Origin of the sequence: Lentibacillus sp. (assembly GCF_035301675.1) — a bacterium.
Taxonomy (GTDB): domain Bacteria; phylum Bacillota; class Bacilli; order Bacillales; family Amphibacillaceae; genus Lentibacillus.
The window spans coordinates 30206-52360 of the sequence record NZ_DATGTT010000044.1; the positions used below are offsets into that span (position 1 = coordinate 30206).

22 protein-coding genes are annotated in these 22155 nt (G+C 42.3%); 17 read left to right on the forward strand and 5 right to left on the reverse strand.

The window, feature by feature from the left end; translation table 11 throughout:
* Window positions 1-276: 276 nt before the first annotated feature.
* Window positions 277-1359: an undecaprenyldiphospho-muramoylpentapeptide beta-N-acetylglucosaminyltransferase gene (gene murG / locus VK097_RS06545; RefSeq protein ID WP_324211002.1), complete on the forward strand. Its 1083-nt coding sequence runs from the start codon at window positions 277-279 to the stop codon at window positions 1357-1359.
* 314 nt (window positions 1360-1673) lie between these two features.
* Here the strand turns inward: murG and VK097_RS06550 are convergent, their stop codons facing one another.
* Both VK097_RS06550 and VK097_RS06555 read right to left on the reverse strand, forming a co-directional pair.
* Window positions 1674-2225: a beta-class carbonic anhydrase gene (locus VK097_RS06550; RefSeq protein ID WP_324211003.1), complete on the reverse strand. Its 552-nt coding sequence runs from the start codon at window positions 2223-2225 to the stop codon at window positions 1674-1676.
* A 6-nt stretch (window positions 2226-2231) separates the two neighbouring features.
* The gene (locus VK097_RS06555; RefSeq protein ID WP_324211004.1) at window positions 2232-3293 is read right to left on the reverse strand and encodes a TDT family transporter; all 1062 of its coding nucleotides are present in this window, start codon (window positions 3291-3293) and stop codon (window positions 2232-2234) included.
* Window positions 3294-3539: 246 nt separating this feature from the next.
* Between VK097_RS06555 and VK097_RS06560 the strand changes: the two genes are divergently transcribed.
* The 4 genes from VK097_RS06560 (at window position 3540) to VK097_RS06575 (ending at window position 7682) form a co-directional block, all read left to right on the forward strand.
* Window positions 3540-4355 carry a S1C family serine protease gene (locus tag VK097_RS06560; RefSeq protein WP_324211005.1) on the forward strand — a complete coding sequence of 272 codons (816 nt, stop codon included), beginning with the start codon at window positions 3540-3542 and terminating at the stop codon, window positions 4353-4355.
* Window positions 4356-4437: 82 nt separating this feature from the next.
* Window positions 4438-5142: a PRC-barrel domain-containing protein gene (locus VK097_RS06565; RefSeq protein WP_324211006.1), complete on the forward strand. Its 705-nt coding sequence runs from the start codon at window positions 4438-4440 to the stop codon at window positions 5140-5142.
* 546 nt (window positions 5143-5688) lie between these two features.
* Window positions 5689-6417 carry an RNA polymerase sigma-I factor gene (gene sigI / locus VK097_RS06570; protein WP_324211007.1) on the forward strand — a complete coding sequence of 243 codons (729 nt, stop codon included), beginning with the start codon at window positions 5689-5691 and terminating at the stop codon, window positions 6415-6417.
* Window positions 6417-7682 (forward strand): anti-sigma-I factor RsgI family protein, encoded by a 1266-nt coding sequence (locus VK097_RS06575; RefSeq protein WP_324211008.1) that lies wholly within the window; start codon window positions 6417-6419, stop codon window positions 7680-7682. Before sigI ends, VK097_RS06575 begins: the two co-directional genes overlap by 1 nt.
* Window positions 7683-7749: 67 nt before the next feature.
* On the opposite strand, the gene VK097_RS06580 is transcribed toward VK097_RS06575, so the two are convergent.
* The gene (locus VK097_RS06580) at window positions 7750-7986 is read right to left on the reverse strand and encodes a YhdB family protein (RefSeq protein ID WP_324211009.1); all 237 of its coding nucleotides are present in this window, start codon (window positions 7984-7986) and stop codon (window positions 7750-7752) included.
* A gap of 162 nt (window positions 7987-8148) precedes the next feature.
* On the opposite strand from VK097_RS06580, the gene VK097_RS06585 reads away from it, so the two are divergent.
* From VK097_RS06585 to VK097_RS06615, 7 genes are all read left to right on the forward strand, one after another.
* On the forward strand, window positions 8149-8811 hold the full coding sequence (locus tag VK097_RS06585) for a YhcN/YlaJ family sporulation lipoprotein (protein WP_324211010.1): 663 nt from the start codon (window positions 8149-8151) through the stop codon (window positions 8809-8811).
* 149 nt (window positions 8812-8960) lie between these two features.
* The gene (locus VK097_RS06590) at window positions 8961-9425 is read left to right on the forward strand and encodes an S-ribosylhomocysteine lyase (protein ID WP_324211011.1); all 465 of its coding nucleotides are present in this window, start codon (window positions 8961-8963) and stop codon (window positions 9423-9425) included.
* A gap of 330 nt (window positions 9426-9755) precedes the next feature.
* Window positions 9756-11120, forward strand: coding sequence for a dipeptidase (locus VK097_RS06595; protein ID WP_324211012.1), 1365 nt, complete (start codon window positions 9756-9758; stop codon window positions 11118-11120).
* 237 nt (window positions 11121-11357) lie between these two features.
* Complete coding sequence (locus VK097_RS06600) at window positions 11358-11987, forward strand: C39 family peptidase (protein ID WP_324211053.1); 630 nt, start codon at window positions 11358-11360, stop codon at window positions 11985-11987.
* Between the two features lie 66 nt (window positions 11988-12053).
* Entirely contained in the window at window positions 12054-12812 is a 759-nt protein-coding gene (locus tag VK097_RS06605; protein WP_324211013.1) for a (S)-benzoin forming benzil reductase, read from the forward strand.
* Window positions 12813-13058: 246 nt separating this feature from the next.
* Entirely contained in the window at window positions 13059-13811 is a 753-nt protein-coding gene (map, locus tag VK097_RS06610) for a type I methionyl aminopeptidase (protein ID WP_324211014.1), read from the forward strand.
* Between the two features lie 66 nt (window positions 13812-13877).
* A complete protein-coding gene (locus tag VK097_RS06615; RefSeq protein WP_324211015.1) occupies window positions 13878-14642 on the forward strand; it encodes a cobalamin-binding protein in 765 nt (254 codons plus the stop codon).
* 276 nt (window positions 14643-14918) lie between these two features.
* Here the strand turns inward: VK097_RS06615 and nhaC are convergent, their stop codons facing one another.
* Window positions 14919-16283, reverse strand: a complete 1365-nt coding sequence (nhaC, locus tag VK097_RS06620) for a Na+/H+ antiporter NhaC (RefSeq protein ID WP_324211016.1) — start codon at window positions 16281-16283, stop codon at window positions 14919-14921.
* A 414-nt stretch (window positions 16284-16697) separates the two neighbouring features.
* On the opposite strand from nhaC, the gene VK097_RS06625 reads away from it, so the two are divergent.
* Both VK097_RS06625 and VK097_RS06630 read left to right on the forward strand, forming a co-directional pair.
* Entirely contained in the window at window positions 16698-17426 is a 729-nt protein-coding gene (locus VK097_RS06625; RefSeq protein ID WP_324211017.1) for an AzlC family ABC transporter permease, read from the forward strand.
* Complete coding sequence (locus tag VK097_RS06630; protein WP_324211018.1) at window positions 17423-17716, forward strand: AzlD domain-containing protein; 294 nt, start codon at window positions 17423-17425, stop codon at window positions 17714-17716. The genes VK097_RS06625 and VK097_RS06630 overlap by 4 nt, the downstream gene beginning before the upstream one ends.
* A 369-nt stretch (window positions 17717-18085) precedes the next feature.
* Here VK097_RS06630 and VK097_RS06635 read toward each other — a convergent pair whose 3' ends face one another.
* Window positions 18086-18952, reverse strand: coding sequence for a cation diffusion facilitator family transporter (locus VK097_RS06635; RefSeq protein WP_324211019.1), 867 nt, complete (start codon window positions 18950-18952; stop codon window positions 18086-18088).
* A gap of 223 nt (window positions 18953-19175) precedes the next feature.
* Between VK097_RS06635 and VK097_RS06640 the strand changes: the two genes are divergently transcribed.
* From VK097_RS06640 to VK097_RS06650, 3 genes are all read left to right on the forward strand, one after another.
* Complete coding sequence (locus VK097_RS06640; RefSeq protein ID WP_324211020.1) at window positions 19176-20375, forward strand: MFS transporter; 1200 nt, start codon at window positions 19176-19178, stop codon at window positions 20373-20375.
* Window positions 20376-20474: 99 nt separating this feature from the next.
* A complete protein-coding gene (locus tag VK097_RS06645; protein WP_324211021.1) occupies window positions 20475-20708 on the forward strand; it encodes an IDEAL domain-containing protein in 234 nt (77 codons plus the stop codon).
* 136 nt (window positions 20709-20844) lie between these two features.
* A complete protein-coding gene (locus VK097_RS06650) occupies window positions 20845-22116 on the forward strand; it encodes an MFS transporter (protein ID WP_324211022.1) in 1272 nt (423 codons plus the stop codon).
* The last annotated feature ends 39 nt before the right edge of the window (window positions 22117-22155 follow it).

Below are 22155 nucleotides of genomic sequence, written 5' to 3' on the forward strand. Positions count from 1 at the left end.
TCTGAAAAGTTGCAGACAGTCAACCTCTAAACCGGATACATGTTGGCTTCTGCAGGCTGCATGGAATGGATAATCAATAAAAAGCAGGCACTAATTTATCCCGCTTTTGGCATTCAATGGGGGATCCCCCACTTTTAGTGTCTGTTTTTTTATGGTGTATCATATATATTGCTCTTCCTTTTTAAGCATTTTTCCATTAGGATAGAAGAAGTTATTTAAATGCAAGAATCGTTATACTGTCTTGCTTCGTATTGCGAATGAAGGAGTGCTTCGTTTATGAGTGCAAAAAGAATTTTATTTACAGGCGGCGGCACTGCCGGTCATGTGATTGTTAACCTTGCTCTTATTCCCGTTTTTCAGAAAGAGGGATGGGAAATTGATTATATCGGTTCCAAAGACGGGATTGAACGCAGACTGATTGAATCACTCGACAGTGTCACATATCATCCGATTTCAACTGGCAAACTGCGACGCTACATATCAAAAGAAAATATTAAGGATCCGTTTAAAGTGCTGAAAGGGATAATGCAGGCATGGCACATTATCGGCAAACGAAAACCGGCTGTCGTTTTTTCCAAGGGCGGCTTTGTTTCCGTACCGGTAATTATGGCGGCAAAATTGCGCGGTGTGCCGGCAGTCATTCACGAATCTGATTTTACACCCGGTCTTGCCAACAAGATAGCCATTCCGTTTGCCAAGAAAGTACTGGCAACTTTTCCGGAGACCATCGATTATCTCCCGGAAAAGAAAGCGGAATACGTCGGAGCGGTCATCCGCGATGAGCTTTTCAAGGGCGACAAAGAAAAAGGGCTGGAAATGTGCGGCTTTACTAAAGAGAAGCCCGTTCTGCTCATAATGGGCGGCAGTGGTGGCGCTGAGAAAATCAATCAGACGGTACACTCAAGCCTTGATCAGCTTTTGCCGGAATTCCAGATTGCTCATATTTGCGGTCAGGGGAAAACGGATTCGTCGATAGAGCGGAATGGCTATGCCCAGTTTGAATATGTTAATGAGGATTTGAAGGACCTGTTCGCTGCGACTGACTTTGTGCTGTCACGTGCAGGGGCGAATGCGATTTTTGAATTTTTGGCGCTGCACAAACCAATGCTGCTGATTCCGCTGTCAAGGTCGGCCAGCAGGGGAGACCAGATTATAAATGCGAATTCATTTAAGGAAAAGAATTATGCACGGGTTATGGAAGAAGAGACTTTATCGGAGGAGTCATTGACTGGGGAGTTGTTCAAATTAAAAAAACAGGCGCCTGTTATGATTGACCACATGAAAAAATATAAGAGTGAAAAAGCACGAGGCCGGGTGATTGAAATTATTAAGGCAGCCGGCGGGGCAGCGGCTGAATAAATTTCAATCAACCTTAAAATGAAAACCGTCTCAAATCTATTGGAGATGGTTTTCTTTTTTATATTGTTCAGGTATTGTTTAGGTAACTATAAAATTCCGCGAATGGTGATAACTTTTGTGTTTCTGTGGGTGAAAGGCAGAGGAGGTTGAGCAATTCGCGCGAGGTTGGCATGAAATCGCGCGAGGGCCAGCAGATTTCGCACAATGCGACAAAAATACACAGTGCACAAACCTTCTATAATGTTGATTATCGGCAGCTGCCGATAATCGTTATATTGAAAATACGTTATAATCAGCTATATTAAAGGAGTTTTTTATTTTTCTGTAACCAAATCTGCCTTGCCCGTTGCGGGGTCGATGACCAGACCGTGAACATTCACATATGACGGCAATAAAGGGTGATTGCGGACAACAGAAACACTGTCTTTGACGGACTTTTCCACTGAATCAAATCCACTGAATTCATTTTCCAAATCAATTCCGCTATGTGTTAATGTATTGAGTGTTTCCTCTGTAATGCCATTTTTCAGCAGACTTTGCCTGAATGCTGCTGGTTCCGCATGTGACATGCCACAATCATGATGCCCGATTACCATAACCTGTTCCGCCTTTAATTCGTGTATTGCAACAAGAATACTCTTCATGATGCTGTCGAAAGGGTCACGAAGAATCGCACCGGCATTTTTAATCATTTTAACATCGCCATTCTTGATGTTTAATGCTTTCGGCAGCAATTCAACTAATCGTGACTCCATACACGTGAAGATGACAGTCCGCTTGTTGGGTATGCTATCGGTACGGAGCGGTTCATATTTTTTCTCTTTCACAAATTCCTTATTGTATTTAAGCATTTCATCGAGAAGCATTTTCCATCATCCTTCCTTTTGGGTTGTATCATTAAGAATTAGTTTTTCTTTATATAATTCTATCATTCTTGCCTTGATGAATATAGCAATTTCCCACAGTATAGCCAGCAGTACTATCCATGCCCAATAGTCCATGAACGCCCGCTGGAAGTTATAAAGCGCTTCAGAAACCGGATAAAAAGGGTTTTGCTGCATAACTAATGTAAATGTATAAAACATGCCAAATGTAAAGTTTCGGGACCATTGAGTGACATCATATGTAAAAATTGCCTTGTTCCATCCATATTGTTTGACCCGTTTTACGGCACGGACCAGCTCAACTGTCTCAACAATAATTAATAACGCAAACACCAAGAACCAAAAATACGTGACAAACTCAGGTGTGAATGTATTCGTTGTGACAATGGCCAGGCCGGTAATGGACAGTGCGCCATGGATAATACAATTCGTATTGGCCCAATCATCGGCAAACGTCCAGTTATGGTGTCTGATATATCTGTTAAAAAGCAATATAATTCCGGCCAGATAAAAAACAAGGCCCAATATGATAATGGCTTCAGAAAAGTAAACAGGAAACTGGAAAAAAACATTATTCAATAAAATAATGATTGATTGTGTTCCAACTGTTGAGAGCAATATGGCACCGTGAACCGGAAAATCCCTGTAATCAAATAATAATTGTTTAAAATTATAAAAGCAATTGACTAAAAAGAAAAGCCATAAAAATGTATTTAAAATAGCCATTGCTTGCGTTAATAATAAAATTTCCGGAAAATATTTCAGGAATACATTGCACAGCACGGATACACCGGCAATCCAAGTTCCGATGACAAACGAGTTGACCGGATTTCGAATGAAAGGAACAAGAAAATCCCGATGAAAGAACTGTATCGACAAATCTTTGTAAATAATCACCCACGTGATAAGCAGAAAAAATGCGAGGTATTTGCCGTATTCCACATCGAGTATCGGGAACGCCTCCACAGTACCAATCAGGAAAATGCCGCATGCCATGATGATAGCACCTGATGCAGGTTCAATTTTGTTGTAATCCCCTTTAAGTAACATAAATTCCCACGCCCATATCTAGGTTTCTGTTAAAATTATATCATTTTTATGTTTTTTTTCATTACAATTATGTAAAAATGTGATGATTATCACAGGTAAGTATGGCGGATTAATGGACAAATGCCTCACCATTCGTTGTTAAAGATTCAATCCTTACGCCTGAAAATGGTATAATAGAAGAACAGAAAAAATTCCCTGGATATGATAACGTTTAATGTGATAATCAAGGGTTGCTGGCGGTGTTATATGGATAACGATAAGAGAAACCGTGATATTATTGATGATGATTTGTACGAAGAGCTTGATGAGGATGAAATGTACGAACTTGTGCAGCAGGAACGCGAAAGAGCACTTGCAAGCGCACGGGAAAATAAAAATCGAAAAACACGACGGAATTTTCCGAAGTGGGTGTTCTGGCTGATTGCCGCTGCCATGATTTTAAACGTTGTGTCGGTTATTCCGAGAACATTTTCCATACCTGCAATAGACTTTCTGATCTCATCTGCTCAGCTGTCGACACAAGAGGACATCCAGGCATATAAAGAGTCAGTGGTCGTTATTGAAACGGAGGATTCAAGAGGTACCGGTTTTTCAATATCCGCTGATGGGACGATTATAACCAATCACCATGTCGTGGAGGATGAGGAATCGGTGACTGTGGCCTATCCGGAAGAAGGACTGTTTTCCGGTGAGGTAGTGGCCTCGTACCCATCGGTGGATTTGGCTGTATTGGATGTCAGCGGAGAACAGATGCCCCATCTGGAACTTGCGGATAAAGCCATGTTTGAACCGGGGGATGAACAGGTATATTTCATCGGTAATCCGATCAGGTTTAGCGGCATAGCCAACGAAGGAAGGGTCCTTGATAGACTTGAGTTAAACGGCTGGGAAAAACCGGTCGTTATGATGGAGGCGCCGGTTTACCGGGGGAGCAGCGGCAGTCCGGTGATCAACCAGGGTGGCAAGGTTATCGGTGTTGTGTTTGCAACTTTGCATCACGATAAACATGGCCGGGTCGGTTTATTTATACCGATTGAGTATTATCACAACCACCACAGCTGACCTTACTGTTTAACTTATACTAACTCAGGGAAAAGTATAGTAAGGAAATATTGCCCATTACTAAAACAGGGGGTGACTTACAATGCTGTATTTCACAACAGATTTTAGCACATATCACATTGAAGCGTCTGATGGACCAATGGGGAAAATTCAGGATTTGTACTTTGATGACAAAAAATGGGTCGTTCGTTATGCGGTATTGGATTCACGGAGATGGCTGCCGTCAAGACGAGTTTTGCTTTCACCGGCGGCTTTTAAGTCAGTTGATAACCAAAACCAGCGTGTCGATGTTGAATATGATAAAGAAACCGTCCGGAACAGCCCGTCAATTCCAGCGGACGCCACACTTTCCAAGGACATGGAAATGGCCCTGACAGGGTATTATGGCTGGAGCAGGTATTGGCTGGGCGGTATGTTATGGGGTGTTGAAGATACACCTCTTGCACATTTTGAGGATCGTGCCGCACATGAGGAACAGACTCCGAATGAATGGGAGCATAACTTGCGCAGCTCTGAGGAAGTGACTGGTTACAGAGTTCATGCGAATGACGGCAAAATCGGCGAGTCGGTTGATCTCATCATAGATGATTCATATTGGAGGATTCATTATCTTGCCATTAAGAGTGACGAAACTACTGATGATAATCAATTCTATCTGATTAAACCTGAAAATATTCAATCCGCCGACTGGGTCGGAGGCGATATATACGTTGATAAAGATCTTGCCGTATTGAAAAATCAAACAAGTTTTGAATCACAAGAAGCGATAATACGTAATCTTCAATAAGCCACGTGCCGGAAAGATGTCTTATACAAGGCATCTTTTTTATTGTTTAGCAAACGAAAATTTCGTGGTTGTGAGTAACTTTTGTGATTCTTTGGCGGGATTGGGGGTGAAGAGGGTGAGCAATTCGCGCGAGGTTGGCACGATTTCGCGCGACTCTCATGGAATTTCGCGCAAGGATCCACCGATTTCGCGCGAGCCCCACAAGAAATCGTGCGACTTGACTTGGATTTCGCTTGATACGAGAAAAAAGTCGATGCACCCCTTTTAATGTTGATTTTTGTAAAATCAGATTCTTTTCGTTCCAGATACTGCTATAATGGGGTAGTAACGAATTTTTAAAACAAACGTAATGAACCTGTTGTCGAAACCATATGTTCGGTACGTTACTATGAAAGTTGCTGGAAATATTTTTTCAAAAGATGGTGGATAGGTCATGAATGTCAATGATATAAATATAAACAACTTAATTGAACATGAATCAGTGAAAACCACACCCAAAAAGTATCATTACATAACGAATTTTATAATGGATGGGGGTGCCGCACCTTGTCAGGCAACCAATCATTAAAAGAAAGCCCCCTTGAAGATATGATCCTCTTGGCACAGCAGGGGGATCAAAATATACAAAATTATCTCCTGAAAAATTATCAGCCGTTTATTGCAAGATGTGTTTCCGAAGTATGCAAGCGTTATATTGATCCACAGTCAGATGATGAATTCAGTATAGGTTTAAATGCCTTTAATGAAGCCATATTGTCCTACTCCCCTGAAAAAGGCAGTTCGTTCCTGACTTTCTCTAAACTTGTCGTGAAGCGAAAAGTCATTGATTATATCCGCTACGTGCAAAAAACACCGATTGCGATGTCCCTGGACGATAGTTATGATGAGGAACAAATGGAAAATCCGGTTGAGGTTCTTGCAGTTAAAGAATCGTACCGGGAAGAGCAGGATGCCATGTTTCTCAGGGAAGAAATTGCTGATTTTAGGGAAAAACTAGGCACTTATAAATTGTCGCTGGATCAGCTGACAGAAGTCTCGCCGAAGCATAAAGATGCACGCGAATCAGCAATTGCGGTGGCACGAACATTGTATAATAAAATTGAATTAAGACATTATGTGCGAAAAAAGAAGAAGCTTCCGCTTAAAGATCTGGCCAAACAGGTGAATGTCAGTAAGAAAACACTGGAACGAAACCGTAAATTCATTCTGGCCATCTTCATTATAATGGAAGAGGATTACATATATCTTAAGGAGTATCTGAAGGGGGTGGGGTAGTGCAGAAAGGTATTGTAATGGAAAAGCATCGCGATTACATCATTGTCATGCGAAGAGATGGTGCGTTCCAGAAAGCGCAGCCGCTGGAAAATTCGGTTGTTGGCACGGAAGTCAGCTATCAGCCACTCGCCGGCAAAAAACATCCGGTGCTTCATTACATAAATAAAAAAAAGGCCGGGATGTTTCAAATAGCTGTCATCGCATGCATATTGTTATTAATGATGCCTGTTTATTTTATGATGGACAGGGATAAGACATACGCTTATGTTAACATTTCCATTAATCCAAACATGGAATTGGAAATAGATGATCATTTAAATGTGAAGTCGGTTGTCTCTTTGAATGAGGATGCCAAAGCATTTGAGGGGCGATTTAATGAGTATGAAGGCAATCAGCTGGTAGACGTTATTGAAAAAATTATGTCTGAAAGTGAAAAAAAGAACTTGCTGCAGAACGGTAAAAATATGCTTGCCGGTGTGAGTTATATTGAGGATAAGCACCAGATATCTGTCATTGATGCAATTGAAGACTATTTTCTGGAAAATGGTCAGGAATGGAAAGTCGTGACCATGCAAATTCCAGAAGAAATTCGGGAACAGGCTCAGGGAAAGACAGAATCGATGAACCAATTGATGGCAATCAGTCTTGTCGAATCGGAATTTTCCACCGGAACAAATGGAAACAATGCAGTTGCAAAGACATCCATGGATGATGATGATAGAGAAATTTTACATTCATTTTATAACGATATTAATGATCATTCCGGGACTGCTGCTGATAAAACACAACCGGTTAAAACCGATCGAGAAGTGTCATCTGAGGAAAAAGCTTCCGATAAGACCGATCAGACAAACCAACCTGCAGAAGAACAAGATAACAAAAAATCCAGCCATCCGCAGGGAGTCAAACATCCAGGCGAATTAAAGCCTGAAAATGCCGAAAGAAGCGGTTATGGAAAGAACAAGGGTAATAAAACGATTCACAGTGATAATAATGGCAAAGCCAAGGGTCATGATAAAGCAAAGCAAAATAACGGCAAAGCTAATGGACACGATAAAGCAAAACATAACAAAGGCAAAGCCAAGGGCCATGGTAAAGCAAAACAAAATAACGGCAAAGCCAAAGGAGATCACAAAGCAAAGGAAAATAACGACAAGGCTAATGGACATAACAAAGCCAATCACAGTAATGGTAATTCAAAAGGTCACCATAAAGGAAATAATGGGAACAATAATGCCGGCAATAACGGCAAAGGTCCAAAATAAAAGCGAAAAATGCACCGGTGACGGTGCATTTTTCTTATTCAGTAAAGCAAGGACGGTGCCTCTTTTGTTATACTTCCATAGCTACAGGTGGCGTGTATTTCATGGCATGGTCAATATAATACAGCAACTCATCATGTGATTCGATGATTTGGGCTTGCTTAGGTGAGTAATGGTAAGCATGCAGGAAGAGCTGGATTTTTTTGGACAGCATATCATCATTTGTGCGAACCATCAGTATAAGCAATTCATCCCACTGTCCCCATAACGTATAATATAACGCTTTGTCGTAATCCGGAATTTCCATTTTTTGCCCTCCTTCATGTTAAAAAGGATCAGTTATAGTGTCCCCGAATAATATATATATTGTCGTAAACAAAAATGGTGTGTCTGCCAATTTCTGTGAATGCATAAAATCCTTTTACTGTTACATACTAAATTCAAAACAGTAAGGAGGATTTTGATACTAATGAAATGGAAATTTTTAAGTATCATGCTGGCAGTAATATTTGTACTTGCCGCATGTAATGGAACCAATGATAATGGAAATAACGGTAATGAAGAAGGTCAGAACAACAATGACAATGTTGAACAGACCCGTTTTGAAGGTGACGACGATGCGGATAATATGAATAACGAGTTCAATAATGGCAATCGGACACGTAACAACGATGATAATAACGGGGATAATGAGAACCAGTATGAGCTGGCAGATGAAGCTGCCGAACGAATATCCGATCAGGTGGATAGTATCGATAATGCCTATGTTATTAAAACAGACAATAATGCTTATGTGGCTGCAGAATTGGACAGAAACAACAACGACGGCAATAACAATGGAAACAACAACATGAACAACAACAACAATAACGGAAATGACAACGCAGGGATAACCAACAATAATAATAACAAAGGCGGCGAAATAACGGATGCCGTAAAAGAAGAAATTTCCGGTATCGTCAGAACAGTTGACCCGGATGTTGACAATGTGTATGTGTCGACAAATCCTGATTTCTTCGATTTGGCCGGCAACTATGCCGATGATGCCGACAGCGGCGAACCTGTTGAAGGGTTATTCGATCAGATGGGCAATGTGATTGAACGCGTTTTCCCGCAGCAGAAAAATGATTAAAAATACAAACGAAAAATGGGTGGCACAGGAGATGTGTTCACCCATTTTTTTATTTTTACAGTGAATGGGTTTCATGTTACGTTTAAATAAACGAATCATTCGCTTAATTAATAATAGCAGTTTAAAACTTGAATAAGGAGCGATTGAACATGACAAATAAAATGAACGTGGAAAGTTTTAATCTTGATCACACAAAAGTTGCAGCACCTTACGTTCGTCTGGTTGGAGTAACATCAGGATCAAGTGACAAAGTGTACAAATATGATATCCGGTTCAAACAGCCGAATAAAGAGCATATGGATATGCCTGGTCTGCATTCCATTGAGCATCTAATGGCAGAAAATATCCGAAATCATATGTATAACGTTCTGGATATTGGACCCATGGGCTGCCAGACCGGCTTCTATTTATCGATCTTGAATAATGACAGTTATGACGATGTACTTGAAGCGCTCGAAAAAACACTTCAGGACGTTCTTGAAGCAAATGAGGTACCGGCATGCAATGAAGTCCAGTGCGGCTGGGCTGCCAATCACAGTCTTGAAGGTGCACAAAAGATCGCGAAGGATATGCTGGACAAAAAAGATGAGTGGCAGCAAGTCTTTGCAGAGTGAGAAGATGGCGATGATTCAAGACTTGGCACAAACACTGGAATAGTATGTAGCGGGCAGCCTTTCGAAGGGGCTGTCTTTTTTGCTTGGGAAAGTTGGAATATCGACAGAAGAAAGGAAATATCAGCGGAAGAGAGAGAATATCGACAGAACAGGGATTATATCTGCAGAAGAAAGGAAATATCGACAGAAGAGAAAGAATATCAGCAGAACAGATGTTATATCCACGGAAGAAAAGAATTATCGACAGATGGACTGTTCTGAATACCTTTTTCGTTTTTTCTGTTATAATATATGCTGAAATGAAACAAAACGACTGGAGGAATGAGTCTGATGAGTAAGAAGGCATTGCAATACTTGTCCGAAAACCGCGAACAGCTGCTGGAAAAGTTAAATACATTTTTATCAATTCCAAGTGTCAGCACGGACAGTGTACATAAACAAGATATTAAGGCTGCTGTTGATTATCTGGAATCCTATTTGAATGATATCGGTTTTGACTTGGTAGAGCAGCAGGATACTGGCGGGCATCCGCTCATTTTTGCTGAGTATAACCAAGCTGGGCCGGATGCACCGACAGCTTTGTTTTACGGACATTACGATGTACAGCCGGTTGATCCAATCGATCAGTGGAAGAGTGACCCGTTTCAGCCGGAAATCAGGGATGGCCGTTTATATGCACGCGGTTCGAGTGACGACAAAGGGCAAGTGTTCATGCACCTGGCTGTTTTTGAAGCATATATGAAAACAGAAGGGAAACTGCCGATAAATGTTAAAGTATGTATTGAAGGCGAAGAGGAAATCGGCAGTGAAAATCTTTACAAAGTGCTGCATGATAAAAAAGAACAATTCGATGCTGACTTTGCCGTCATTTCAGACTCAGGAATGGTTGCCGAAAATCAGCCAACTATTTTATACGGGCTGAAAGGATTCACAGGCATCGAAATCAATGTAACGGGCCCTGATCATGACCTCCATTCAGGCATGTACGGCGGGGCAGTCCGGAATCCGATTATGGCGTTAACCCATATTTTGGCATCGATGAAAAATGAAGATGAAGTTGTGACGGTTGACGGGTTCTATGATGGTGTTGAGCCACTCTCTGAAAACGAGCGGAAATTGATTAGCAATGTGCAGGGTGAAAACTATGAGGAATCAACCGGTGTTAAAGAAACGGTATCTGAGAAGGGCTACACCGCTAAAGAACATACAATGGGACGGCCGACATTCGAAATAAATGGGATGTATGGCGGTTACCAAGGCGAGGGTACAAAAACAATTATTCCATCAACGGCAACAGCCAAAATCACATGCCGTCTTGTGCCTGGCCAGAATCCCGAAACCATTCAGGAACTTCTGGAAAAACATATTAATCAAGCTACCCCATCCGGCGTTACGGTTGATGTGAAGAAAGAAAAATTGTCCTCTAAAGCATATAGGGTGGAACCGGATAATCCGCTTATCAGAAAAGCTGCTGAAAGCTATACAAAAGCATTTGGCAAGGAAACTGTATACGTGCGCATGGGTGGCTCAATCCCGGTTGTTGAGTGGATCGAGGATATATATAATATTCCAATCGTGCTGCTAGGGTTTGGCACGCCCGACGACCGTCTCCACTCACCAAATGAAAGTTTTCCATTGGACAGCTTTGACAAAGGAATGGAGACACTGGTTTATTATTGGGCTGACATTAAATAATGGAAATCGCGCAGATTTATACGTGAAGCCGAAAATTCGAATGAAATTGATCAGAACATACAAGGAGATATGGAACAAATGCGGAAACATAAATATTTATTATGGTTATTTATTGCTTTAATGATCATTTTAATGGCGTGTGACCAGCAACCGTCTCATTCCAAAGCGAATCCCGGTAAACAGACGGATCTGAGTGAGAAAGAAACACCGAACTTTGCGGAATCAAATCCGTTGCTGATGGCGGACACCTCTTCTATGCAGCCATTTGCCGAAAATACACCGGAAAGTCAAGAGCCACTGGACGTTCCGCTGATCAATCAAATGGATCATCCAAGGCTTTACAATGGCTGTGAGGTTTCCAGTCTGGCTATGATACTGAATTATCATGGATATGACACAACGAAGAATGAAGTGGCTGACAAAGTGCCTGATGTCCCGTTAACTTATGACAATGGCCAGAAAGGGAACCCGAATGAAGGGTTTGTCGGAGATATGGCGGATGGACCGGGGCTTAGTGTGTATCATGGCCCTGTACATGACGTTGCAAAGCAATATGTCGGGAATAATGCTGTTGATTTAACCGGCAAACCAATTGATGCATTATATCAATTTATTGCACAAGGTATGCCGGTATGGGTGATTACGACGGTTAATTTTGTTCCGGTGAATGATTTTGAAACGTGGAATACCCCAACGGGAACAGTGGATATTACCTTCAGTGTGCATAGCGTAGTTGTCACTGGGTATGACAATGAACATGTCTATATTAACAATCCTTACGGGCAGAAGAATCAGAAGGTGAATAAAGTAGATTTTGAAGCGGCCTGGGAACAGATGGGGAGCCAGGCGATTGTCATCACGGAATGACACTGTTTTTGTTTGTCTGAATGCGGGTATTGTAAGACCATATATGGTGAAACGAGGGATTAATTTATGAGACATGCAGTTGTTACAGGTGTATCGAAAGGGTTAGGGGAGTCAATTGCCAAACTTTTAATGGAATCAGGCATTCACGTGACGGGAATATCCCGCAGCATGAATAATAAACTTACTGAATTAGCATCAGCAAACAATGTTGCCTATCAGCATTTTTCCTGTGACTTAGGTGATATGGAGGAAACGGAAAAAACCTTTCAGCAAATCAGTGAAGACATATTTTCACAGGAACCTGATACGGTTTATCTGGTTAATAATGCGGGAGTGCTGGAGCCGATTGATAAATCCATGAATACGGAAAGTGCTGATGTAGCACATCACATCCAGGTGAATACGACGACCCCAATCATACTGACGAATTTATTTCTGAAAAAAGCTGCTGAACGGGATGTCCGGTTTATCAGCACTGCTGTTACTTCAGGAGCGGCGGAAAGACCTGTTTACGGCTGGAGTGCCTATTGCTCATCGAAGGCAAGTATTAATATGTTTACAAGAACAGCGGCACTGGAACAAGATGAGTTAAAAACCCAAAGCAAAGTGATCGCGTTCAGCCCGGGGATTATGGATACAGACATGCAGGAAAGAATTCGCCAGAGTGATAAGGATGCATTTATCGAAGTTGATCAATTCCGAGGGTATAAGCAAAATAACCAGCTGAAGGATACAGATACAGTCGGCGGTGTTTTGGTGGATATTTTGACTGACGAGACAAGTGTTGTAAATGGAAAAATATATTCCGTTACCGAATATCTCTAAAAGTATGTGTTTAAAATTTGATTAAGCTATAAAACAGCTTGTTGATATATTGTTACCGGGGATAAAATTATAATGCAGGGGGAGCTGTTCTCCTGCATTTTCTAATGTTAAAATGCACAAATTACCTGTTCAACTATCATTGCAGTGGAGAAATGTACTCCATTGAATGAAGTTTCACTTTTCCCCGCTTCTAATGGTACAATTATTAAAGTGTTGCAAAAGATTTTGCAGGAAAGGACGAACGGTATGATAACACGGAAGAGCAAACGGGAAATTGAAAAGATGCAGGCGGCAGGTGATGTGCTTGTCAAATGCCATAAGGAAATAGCTAAAATGATTAAACCGGGAATTACAACGATGGAAATCGATTCGTTTGTGGAAAAGTTTTTGGCTGGGCACGGGGCAACACCGGAACAAAAAGGGTTCAGCGGGTATCCATATGCAACATGTGCCTCGATTAACGATGAAATCTGCCACGGTTTTCCACGGGAAGAAGAGCTTGTCGATGGCGATATTGTCACGATCGATATGGTCGTTAACCTGAATGGCGGCCTGGCAGATTCAGCGTGGACCTATAAGGTTGGATCACTTGATGAAAAAGGTGAAAAGCTTCTGAAGGTCACAAAAACATCGCTATACAAAGGGATTGAACAGGCACGTCCCGGCAACCGGATTGGTGATATCGGGCATGCGATTCAAACTTATGCTGAGGGTGAAGGGTTTTCGGTCGTACGTGATTTTACCGGTCACGGCATTGGACCTACATTGCACGAGGAACCGCACATCCCGCACTTTGGTCTGCCCAACAAAGGAACACGGCTGAAAGAAGGCATGGTTATTACGATCGAACCAATGATCAATGAAGGCAGCTGGCAGAGCAAAATGGATTCCAATAACTGGACTGCGCGTACAGTCGACCAAGGACGTTCCGCGCAATATGAACATACAGTTGTTATTACAAAAGACGGTCCGATGCTGACAACCGATCAGGATAAATAATATTAAGAAACTAAGAGTTTGCCGTTCAAGGCGTGTGAAGTGCATTTTGCGAAGGGAGAGCTGTTTATGCGGATTGTTTCGATTTGTCCCAGCAATACGGAACTTGTGGCGTATCTTGGCAGGACAGACTTGCTTGCAGGTGTTGACAATTTCTCCGATTGGCCTCCGGAAGTAATGCAGCTGCCGAAAGTTGGCCGGGATCTGTCGATTGATATGGATAAAGTGGAAGCATTAAATCCTGATTTGGTGCTGGCCTCGCTGAGTGTCCCAGGTATGGAACAGAATATTGAAGCACTTGATGAACGAAAGCTGCCTTATATCATATTGAATCCCAATTCATTGAAAGAAATTGCAGATGATATTGAGACGGTGGGCAATGCGCTGGGTGAGAAGCGGCTTGGCGTGGAAAAGGCGGCTGCTTTTCGTGAAGAGGTAGAACAGTTCCGTGAGCAGGCATCGGAAAAAGAACATAAACCTTCTTTATACTGGGAGTGGTGGCCAAAGCCTGTTTTCACCCCGGGGAATGTCAACTGGCTAACGGAAATCAGCCGTTTGGCAGGTGCCAGAAATATTTTTGACAGCGAAGAGGAAGCGAGTGTCCAGACAGACTGGGCAGATGTTAAACAGCGTGAACCCGACCATATTTGCATGGTGTGGGTAGGCGTAAAGGAATCCAAAATGCGTCCTGAGCTTGTTCGCAGGAGACCAGGATGGGATGAGATGCAGGCTGTCCGGGAAAATAACATTCATGTTCTCGAAGAATCACTTTTTTGCCGGCCGTCACCAAGACTTCTTGAAGGATTGCGTAAATTAACGGAAATATTGGAATGAACAATCCCCCTCTTTGATTGGAAGGGGGATTTTTATTGACTCGGCTGGGAGCAAAACTTCAGCTCGAAAATGAAATCTTCTTCTCGAGAAGGAAAACTTCTGCCGGAGAGTGTAAACTTCAGCCCGAAAATGAAATCTTCTTCCCGAGAAGGAAAACTTCTGCCGGAGAGTGTAAACTTCAGCTCGAAAATGAAATCTTCTTCTCGAGAAGGAAAACTTCTGCCGGAGAATGAGAACTTCTCCGGGAAGATGAAGCTCAATTTGATGTCAGTCTGATTATCTTTTCAATGTACGTCCGCCAAATAGTATAGTGATAATCGGGCTAAGCAGACAGAAAAATGCAAACGGCAAATAGGTCAGTACAGGGACACCAAGAACATCGGCGATGAATACACCACAGACACTCCAGGGCACGAGTGGGTTAATGACAGTTCCGGCGTCTTCAAGTGTCCGGGAAAGCACCTTGTTGGATAACCCTGCCTGCTGATAAACACCTTTAAACGTTTCGCCTGTCAACATAACGGAAAGGTACTGTTCACCGATCAGCACATTCACACCTAGTGCTGTCGCAGCGGTTGATGCGATAATTGCACGTACCTTTCGCAGCTTTTCTTGAAATGATGACAAAATAGCCGGAATGATACCCGTGACAAATAGTAATCCGCCGAATCCGAGCGCCAGAATGACAAGGGAGATCGTAAACAGCATGCTGTTGATGCCGCCTTTTGTTAATAAATTGTCAACCGGGTCAAAACCGGTTGATCCTGTATAGCCATTGAACCAAATCCCCCATATATCAGACCATGAAAGCCCGCTCGTTATCCTGGCAAGCAGCGTTGCAATCACGCTGCTGACAGCCAGTGAAATGAAAGCCGGGATTCTTAAAAGCGTTGCCAATACAAGAATAATGAGCGGTATCCATGATGTCCAGTACATTAGTCCTGTTCCTTCAAGGCTGGTCATGTACGATTCAAGATTTTCAACACTAATGGCTTCGTTCGGTGACAGAAGCGCAAATAAAATAAATGATACCAAAAATGCCGGGATAGTCGTCAGACTCATATGTTTGATGTGGTCAAATAAGTCCACTTTGACAATGGTGGAAGCCAGATTGGTTGTGTCCGACAACGGCGACATTTTGTCACCGAAGAACGCCCCAGAAACGATCGCTCCCGCTGTAATCGCCAGTGATGCATCCATGGCACTCCCCATACCGATAAAAGCAACTCCGATTGTTGCAGTGGTTGTCAGCGAACTGCCAAGTGAGACCCCGATAATCGCCGTAACGGCAAATACAATCGCATAGAACCAAGCTCCGCCGATAAACGTAAATCCGGTACTGATTAAGACTGGGATTGTCCCGCTGATCATCCAGCTGCTGATTAAAACCCCTATCAACAGAAATACGAAAATGGCAGCCATACCGGACTTGGCGCCTTCAATCATTCCCGCTTCAAGGTCTTTGAACGATATTTTTCGAATGAGTCCATACATAACGGTAAGGAGTAAAGCAATCAGGATAGGAATGTGCGGTGACGTTCCCAGACCGATCAGAAAATAGCTGATAAGTGCAATGGTTAATATGAAAAATAAAATCGATTCACTAAGTGCCGGATTATATTTTGGCTGGACCGTAAACATTTTGAACGCCTCCCCTTTTAATCAAAATAAAAAAGCCTCATCCTCATAGGGACGAAGCTTATTCTCCGCGTTACCACCCTGATTGATGAGTTATTGAACGAAATTACTGCCGGAGACGTGTTCCAATCCGATACAGTCATTTTCGACCAAAACGCATCCACTCAAAAAAATATCCGATAAGAATGAATGTGTAATTCGAATTTTCCCTGCCAGGGGTTTCACCGGTTCCCCCGTCTCTGGTTGCTGCCCGGAAAAAATCTACTTTGCATCCACGGATTCTATTATACATCTAAAATATTACTAATGACTATACAAGGTATGCTTATGATTTGTCAATGTGAATTCAATTACTTTTTCTTTACGGTGAAATAAGATATAATAATTCTAATTTTATTGTTGGGGGAGGGGACAAGAGTGGATACAGATATATTAAATAAACAAAAAACACCCCCGGCACTTCATATGGTCCGGAAGGGAATGACAGTGGGATTCCCGATCATGCTCGGTTATCTGCCGATCGCCATTACATACGGTGTCCTTGCAAAACAGGCCGGAATGACATTGACTGAATTAACATTAATGAGTGTAATGGTATTTGCAGGCGCCAGCCAATTTATGGGTGCGAATATGATTGCAGTTGGTGCCGGAGCGTTGGAAATTGTGGTTGCAACGTTTGTCCTTAATTTTCGGCAATTTGTGATGAGTTTATCATTCATGAACCGTCTGAGAAATCTTAGCCTGAAATGGAAGGCACCTTTATCACTTGGGTTGACAGATGAAACATTTGCCATGTCATCTATACATACACATGAAGCGAAAATGGAAAAAGGTGCTTATTTTTATGCTGCCTTGATTTTAACAGCTTATTTTTCGTGGATTATGGGTTCTTTTCTCGGAGGAATTTTAGGCGAAGTCATCCCTGAACAATTAAGTCAAAGCATGGGAATAGCATTGTACGCTATGTTTATCGGCCTACTTATTCCATCAGTGAAAAAAGAATGGCGGGCCGGTCTTGTAGCGGTTATCGCCATGCTGATTAACGTTATCTGCAGTCAATTTATGAGTGAAGGCTGGTCAATCGTATTTGGAACGGTGCTGGGCGGCTTAAGCGGCGTATTTTTACTGAAGGGGGATTCGTCATGATTTTAGTTATTATTATCGGCATGGCACTTGTAACCATGATTCCAAGGGTCATCCCGGCATTCATCGTGGATAAACTGCAATTTCATGACTGGGTGAACCGCTGGCTGAATGCCATTCCATTTGCTGCGCTGGGGGCGCTTATATTCCCCGGTATTCTTGCTGTGATACCTGAACAACCCCTAATAGGGCTCATTGGCGGAATCGTTGCTGTGGCTCTGGCATATTTTGGTCTGAATGTCATTTTAGTGGTCATCGGCGCGATATTGACAGTGTTTCTGATGACGATGTAAACAAGTTATTTATAAACACAATTAAAGTAGTTGAGACAAAAGTCTTATTACTAAAGAATAAACCGAACTACTAGAAATTATAGTTGGTGCACTTGCCTCGCTCCGGAAATATACTGCGCTTTCCGCGGGCGGTTGGTGAGCCACTTCCGGTTTCGCGCCCATGTACTGAACCACGTGCCCATGTTTGGGATTTCGCGCCATGTACTGAATCACGCGCCCATTATTTGAGATTTCCTGTCCATATCCTGATTCTCCCACCTATGCTTGCACTTTCTGGGCAAGAGTTTTCGCCCAAGCTAAAGCCGCTGACCTGCGCCAAGTTGGACAAGTTCATGTTTCGCGGTTCAACAAACGTGAATGCCGCAAGTTTTATTCGTAAGGTTCTATATGAATATGGGCATAAGTGATGTTATGTTTTTCCCGAAGAAATTTCTCTATTTTTTCCGTTATGGCATGGCTTTCTTTTACGTTTAAATTCGGATTAACGAGAATCGTAACATCAATAAATGTCTGGTTTCCATGGACCCTTCCTTTGACATCCACCACTTTTTTGACTTCACGAACCTTTGCAATGCTCGTCTTTATTTTCTTGATTTGTTTTTCATCAAATCCGTCTGTCAGTGTATGTGTTGCCTCACTGAAGATATTCCATGCTGTTTTACAGATGATGATCCCAACGATCAGCCCAGCCAGCGGATCGAGCCAATAAAGGCCGAATTGTGCACCGATAATCCCTGCAAAAGCACCGATACTGACCAAAGCATCTGAACGGTTATCCTGAGCGGCGGCATTAAGGGAACTGCTGCCTATTTTTTTGGAAAGCCTTGCATTATAACCATATACAACAAACATAACGGCCGCTCCACCAAGGGCAGTCCACGCTGTGAGCATGCCGGGCCGGGCAGTTTCGTCTGCAAACAGCTGGCCGAACGTGCCAATAATAACTTGGATGCCAACTGTTACAATTACAAAAGCTGCAAACATTGAAGCGACGGTTTCTGCCCGGTAATGACCATAGTGATGATCTTCATCAGGCGGTTTCCGTGAAATTTTAAGCCCTATCAACACAGCGATTGAAGCGACAATGTCTGTCGTATTGTTCAAACCATCTGCATGCAACGCTTCGGAATTCCAGATTGACGCAACAATCAGTTTGGCTGTCGCTAACACCACATAAGCATAAATGCTAAGCCAGGCCCCTTTTTCGCCTTTCTTCAATTTATCCGCCTGATCCATGGAAATGCCTCCATTATTGTTGAGCTGACTGTCAGTTCCCTTTATAACTATAACAGTCTAACAAAGTTCTATATGGTGAGTCCAGAGAAACTTTAAAGGAGCAGGCTATACATTTTGATATTGTGGAAGTAAGTTTCTCCAGGTCAAAATATCATAAAGAATAAATCCCGTTCTCAAGTAAATAGTAAATTTAGTGTGATTATAAATAAGAAGGAGAAATATTATGAAGCAGCAACTCACGGAACAGGAAAAACGCTGGGCAGTTTTATCTTTGGCATCGATTCCGCTGATTATGACACTGGGGAATTCAATGCTCATTCCGATCTTGCCGGTTATGGAACAGGAATTGGGCATTTCAAAACTGCAATCCAGCTATATTATTACGTCATATTCGGTTGTAGCTATTTTTCTAATTCCTGTCGCCGGGTTTTTATCAGACCAGTATGGGAGGAAAAAGGTCATTATTCCGGCGCTAATCATTACCGGTTTGGGCGGGTTAGTTGCCGGCTTGGCGTCTCAGATGATGGATGATCCTTTTTTGGTTATTTTGGGCGGAAGAATAGTGCAGGGGATTGGTTCATCAGGAGCGTTTCCGATTGTGCTGCCGCTTGTTGGCGATATGTTTAAAGACGATAAGGAAGCAAGCACAACTCTTGGCATCATCGAAACATCCAATACGGTCGGGAAAGTGCTTAGCCCGATACTTGGAGCCGTGCTTGCCGCTTTAATCTGGTATATACCTTTTTACTCAATTCCGTTGTTTTGTGCTGCATCAGCCTTTATGGTTGCCTTTATGATTAAAAATAAAGGGGGGGAGGAAAAACAAACAAAGTTTAAAGAATACCTCGACTTTGCAAAAGATATACTGAAAGAGCACGGAAGATGGCTATTTGCCGTTTTTATGATTGGTGCGATATTAATGTTTATTTTATTTGGTTTTCTGTTTTATTTGTCGAGTATCCTTGAAGAAAAGTACGATTACGAAGGGGTATGGAAAGGGATAATGCTTGCTGTGCCACTATTGGCATTATCGATTGCTTCGTTTATAACCGGGCGAAAAATAAAGGATAACTTAAATGTCATGAAGTGGGTCACCTTCATTGGAATTATTCTTACCGGGGCTTCGGTCGCTGTTATTCCGTTTACGGATCGGCCTTTTTATCTCTTGACTATATTTCTTATTTGCGGAACCGGGATCGGCATGGCGCTTCCGTGTTTGGATGCTCTGATTACAGAAAGCCTGGAGAAGAGTGTGCGCGGCGTAATCACATCAATATACACTGCCATGCGTTTTATCGGCGTTGCAGCAGGACCGCCGGTGATTGCAATTATGATGAAAGGCAATATCAGCTGGATCGCAAGTCTCCTGGCTGTTTTTGCGCTGATTGCGGGGTTTCTGGGCTATCGGAACATTAAACCTTAAAGGGACCCCTTTTAAAAATTTTAATTATCCGAAATCTTTTACTTGCAAATATTTAAATTATTTAGGATAATGGAAAAAAGGAACAAGGGGGTATGTTCCATGAATCAGCAAAAAATGACTTATCAACTTTATCGTTACGCAGGAAAAGCAATGAAAGCCAAACGGGATGTTCCGTTTGAATTGAAGCTATCGGCGCAATTAGTGTTGGATGAGATGTGTTTTAGCTGGAATAAACAGAAATTGGAATCTGCTATCAATCATGCCATTGATACGGGGGATAGGGAAAAGTTTGTCCAGTTATCCAAGGAATACAGACATTATATATGGGAATAATCCAGGTTCAAAAAAATGCCTTGCCTGTATCGGGCAGGGCTTTTTTTGATGTGGAATCTTCTTAAAATTTTACCGGTTTTTAGTCCTGTTGCCGGGTTAATCTGGTATGCTGAAAGGAAGGGGGGGAGGAGAAGTCATGAAAGGTAAAACGACTAAAAGCTGGATGTTATATGACTTTGGGAATTCGGCGTTTGCTACAACCATAATGGCAGCGGTTCTTCCGGTTTTTTATTATGATGTGGCTGCTATCGGACTGGAAGAAAACCTGGCAGAAAGTTTTTGGGGGTACTCCCAGTCAATTGCAGTCTTAATCGTTGCTATTTTAGCGCCGGTATTGGGAGCTATCAGTGACTATTCTGCAGCTAAAAGGAAATTTTTGCGTTTTTTTGCCTATATGGGGATGATTGCCAGTATCCTGCTTGCATTTGTCGGTGAAGGGGAATACATATTTGCTTCCGTTTTATTAATTATCGGAAACATTGGTTTTTCGGGCGCGAACGTATTTTATGATGCCTTTTTGCCGGATATAGCCAAAGATGAAGATGAGATGGATAAATTATCAGCGGGTGGTTTTGCATTTGGCTACATCGGCGGCGGTATTTTACTCGCTATCAATATTGTGATGATAACCAACTATTCACTATTTGGCATACCCGATGCGACAACTGCCAGCCAGCTCTCGTTTGCTTCTGTCGGGATATGGTGGTTCATTTTTTCCATCCCGCTGTTTAAAAATGTTCAGGAGGAAAAACAGGCACGACCAAGACGGGACAAATCATATGTAGCGATCGGCTTTTCACGAGTTGTCACCACGTTTAAGGAAATCAGGCAATTTAAGCACCTGCTAATTTTTCTTATCGCCTTTTGGATGTATAATGATGGTATTTCAACGATTATCAGAATGGCGACTATCTATGGTCGTGGTATTGGCATTGATTCCAACTCACTGATTATAGCGCTGCTGATAACACAATTTGTCGGGATTCCGTTCACATTTATCTTCGGCTGGATCGCGACCAAAATAACAGCAAAACGAGCACTTTTTATAACTTTATATACGTATGTCGGAATTGTCATCCTTGGCTATTTCATGGCATCCGCCCTGCATTTTTATCTGCTCGCCATATGTGTTGGCATGGTCCAGGGCGGGGCACAGTCATTGAGCAGATCCATTTACGGGCGGATGGTTCCGGCAAATAAACAAGCGGAATTCTTTGGGTTTTACGGCATTTCCTCAAAGTTTGCAGCTATTTTCGGACCATTCCTGTTTGGGTTTGTTGGTCAGCTGACGGGATCCAGCAGACTTGGTATTGTCTCATTGCTGATATTTTTTATAGCGGGTATAATTTTATTAAGGTTTGTTAATATCGAGAAAGGCGTTGAGCAGGCAAAGCAATATGCTAAATGACCATTTTTTCAGAAAATCAGAGGATATTAATGGACAGGG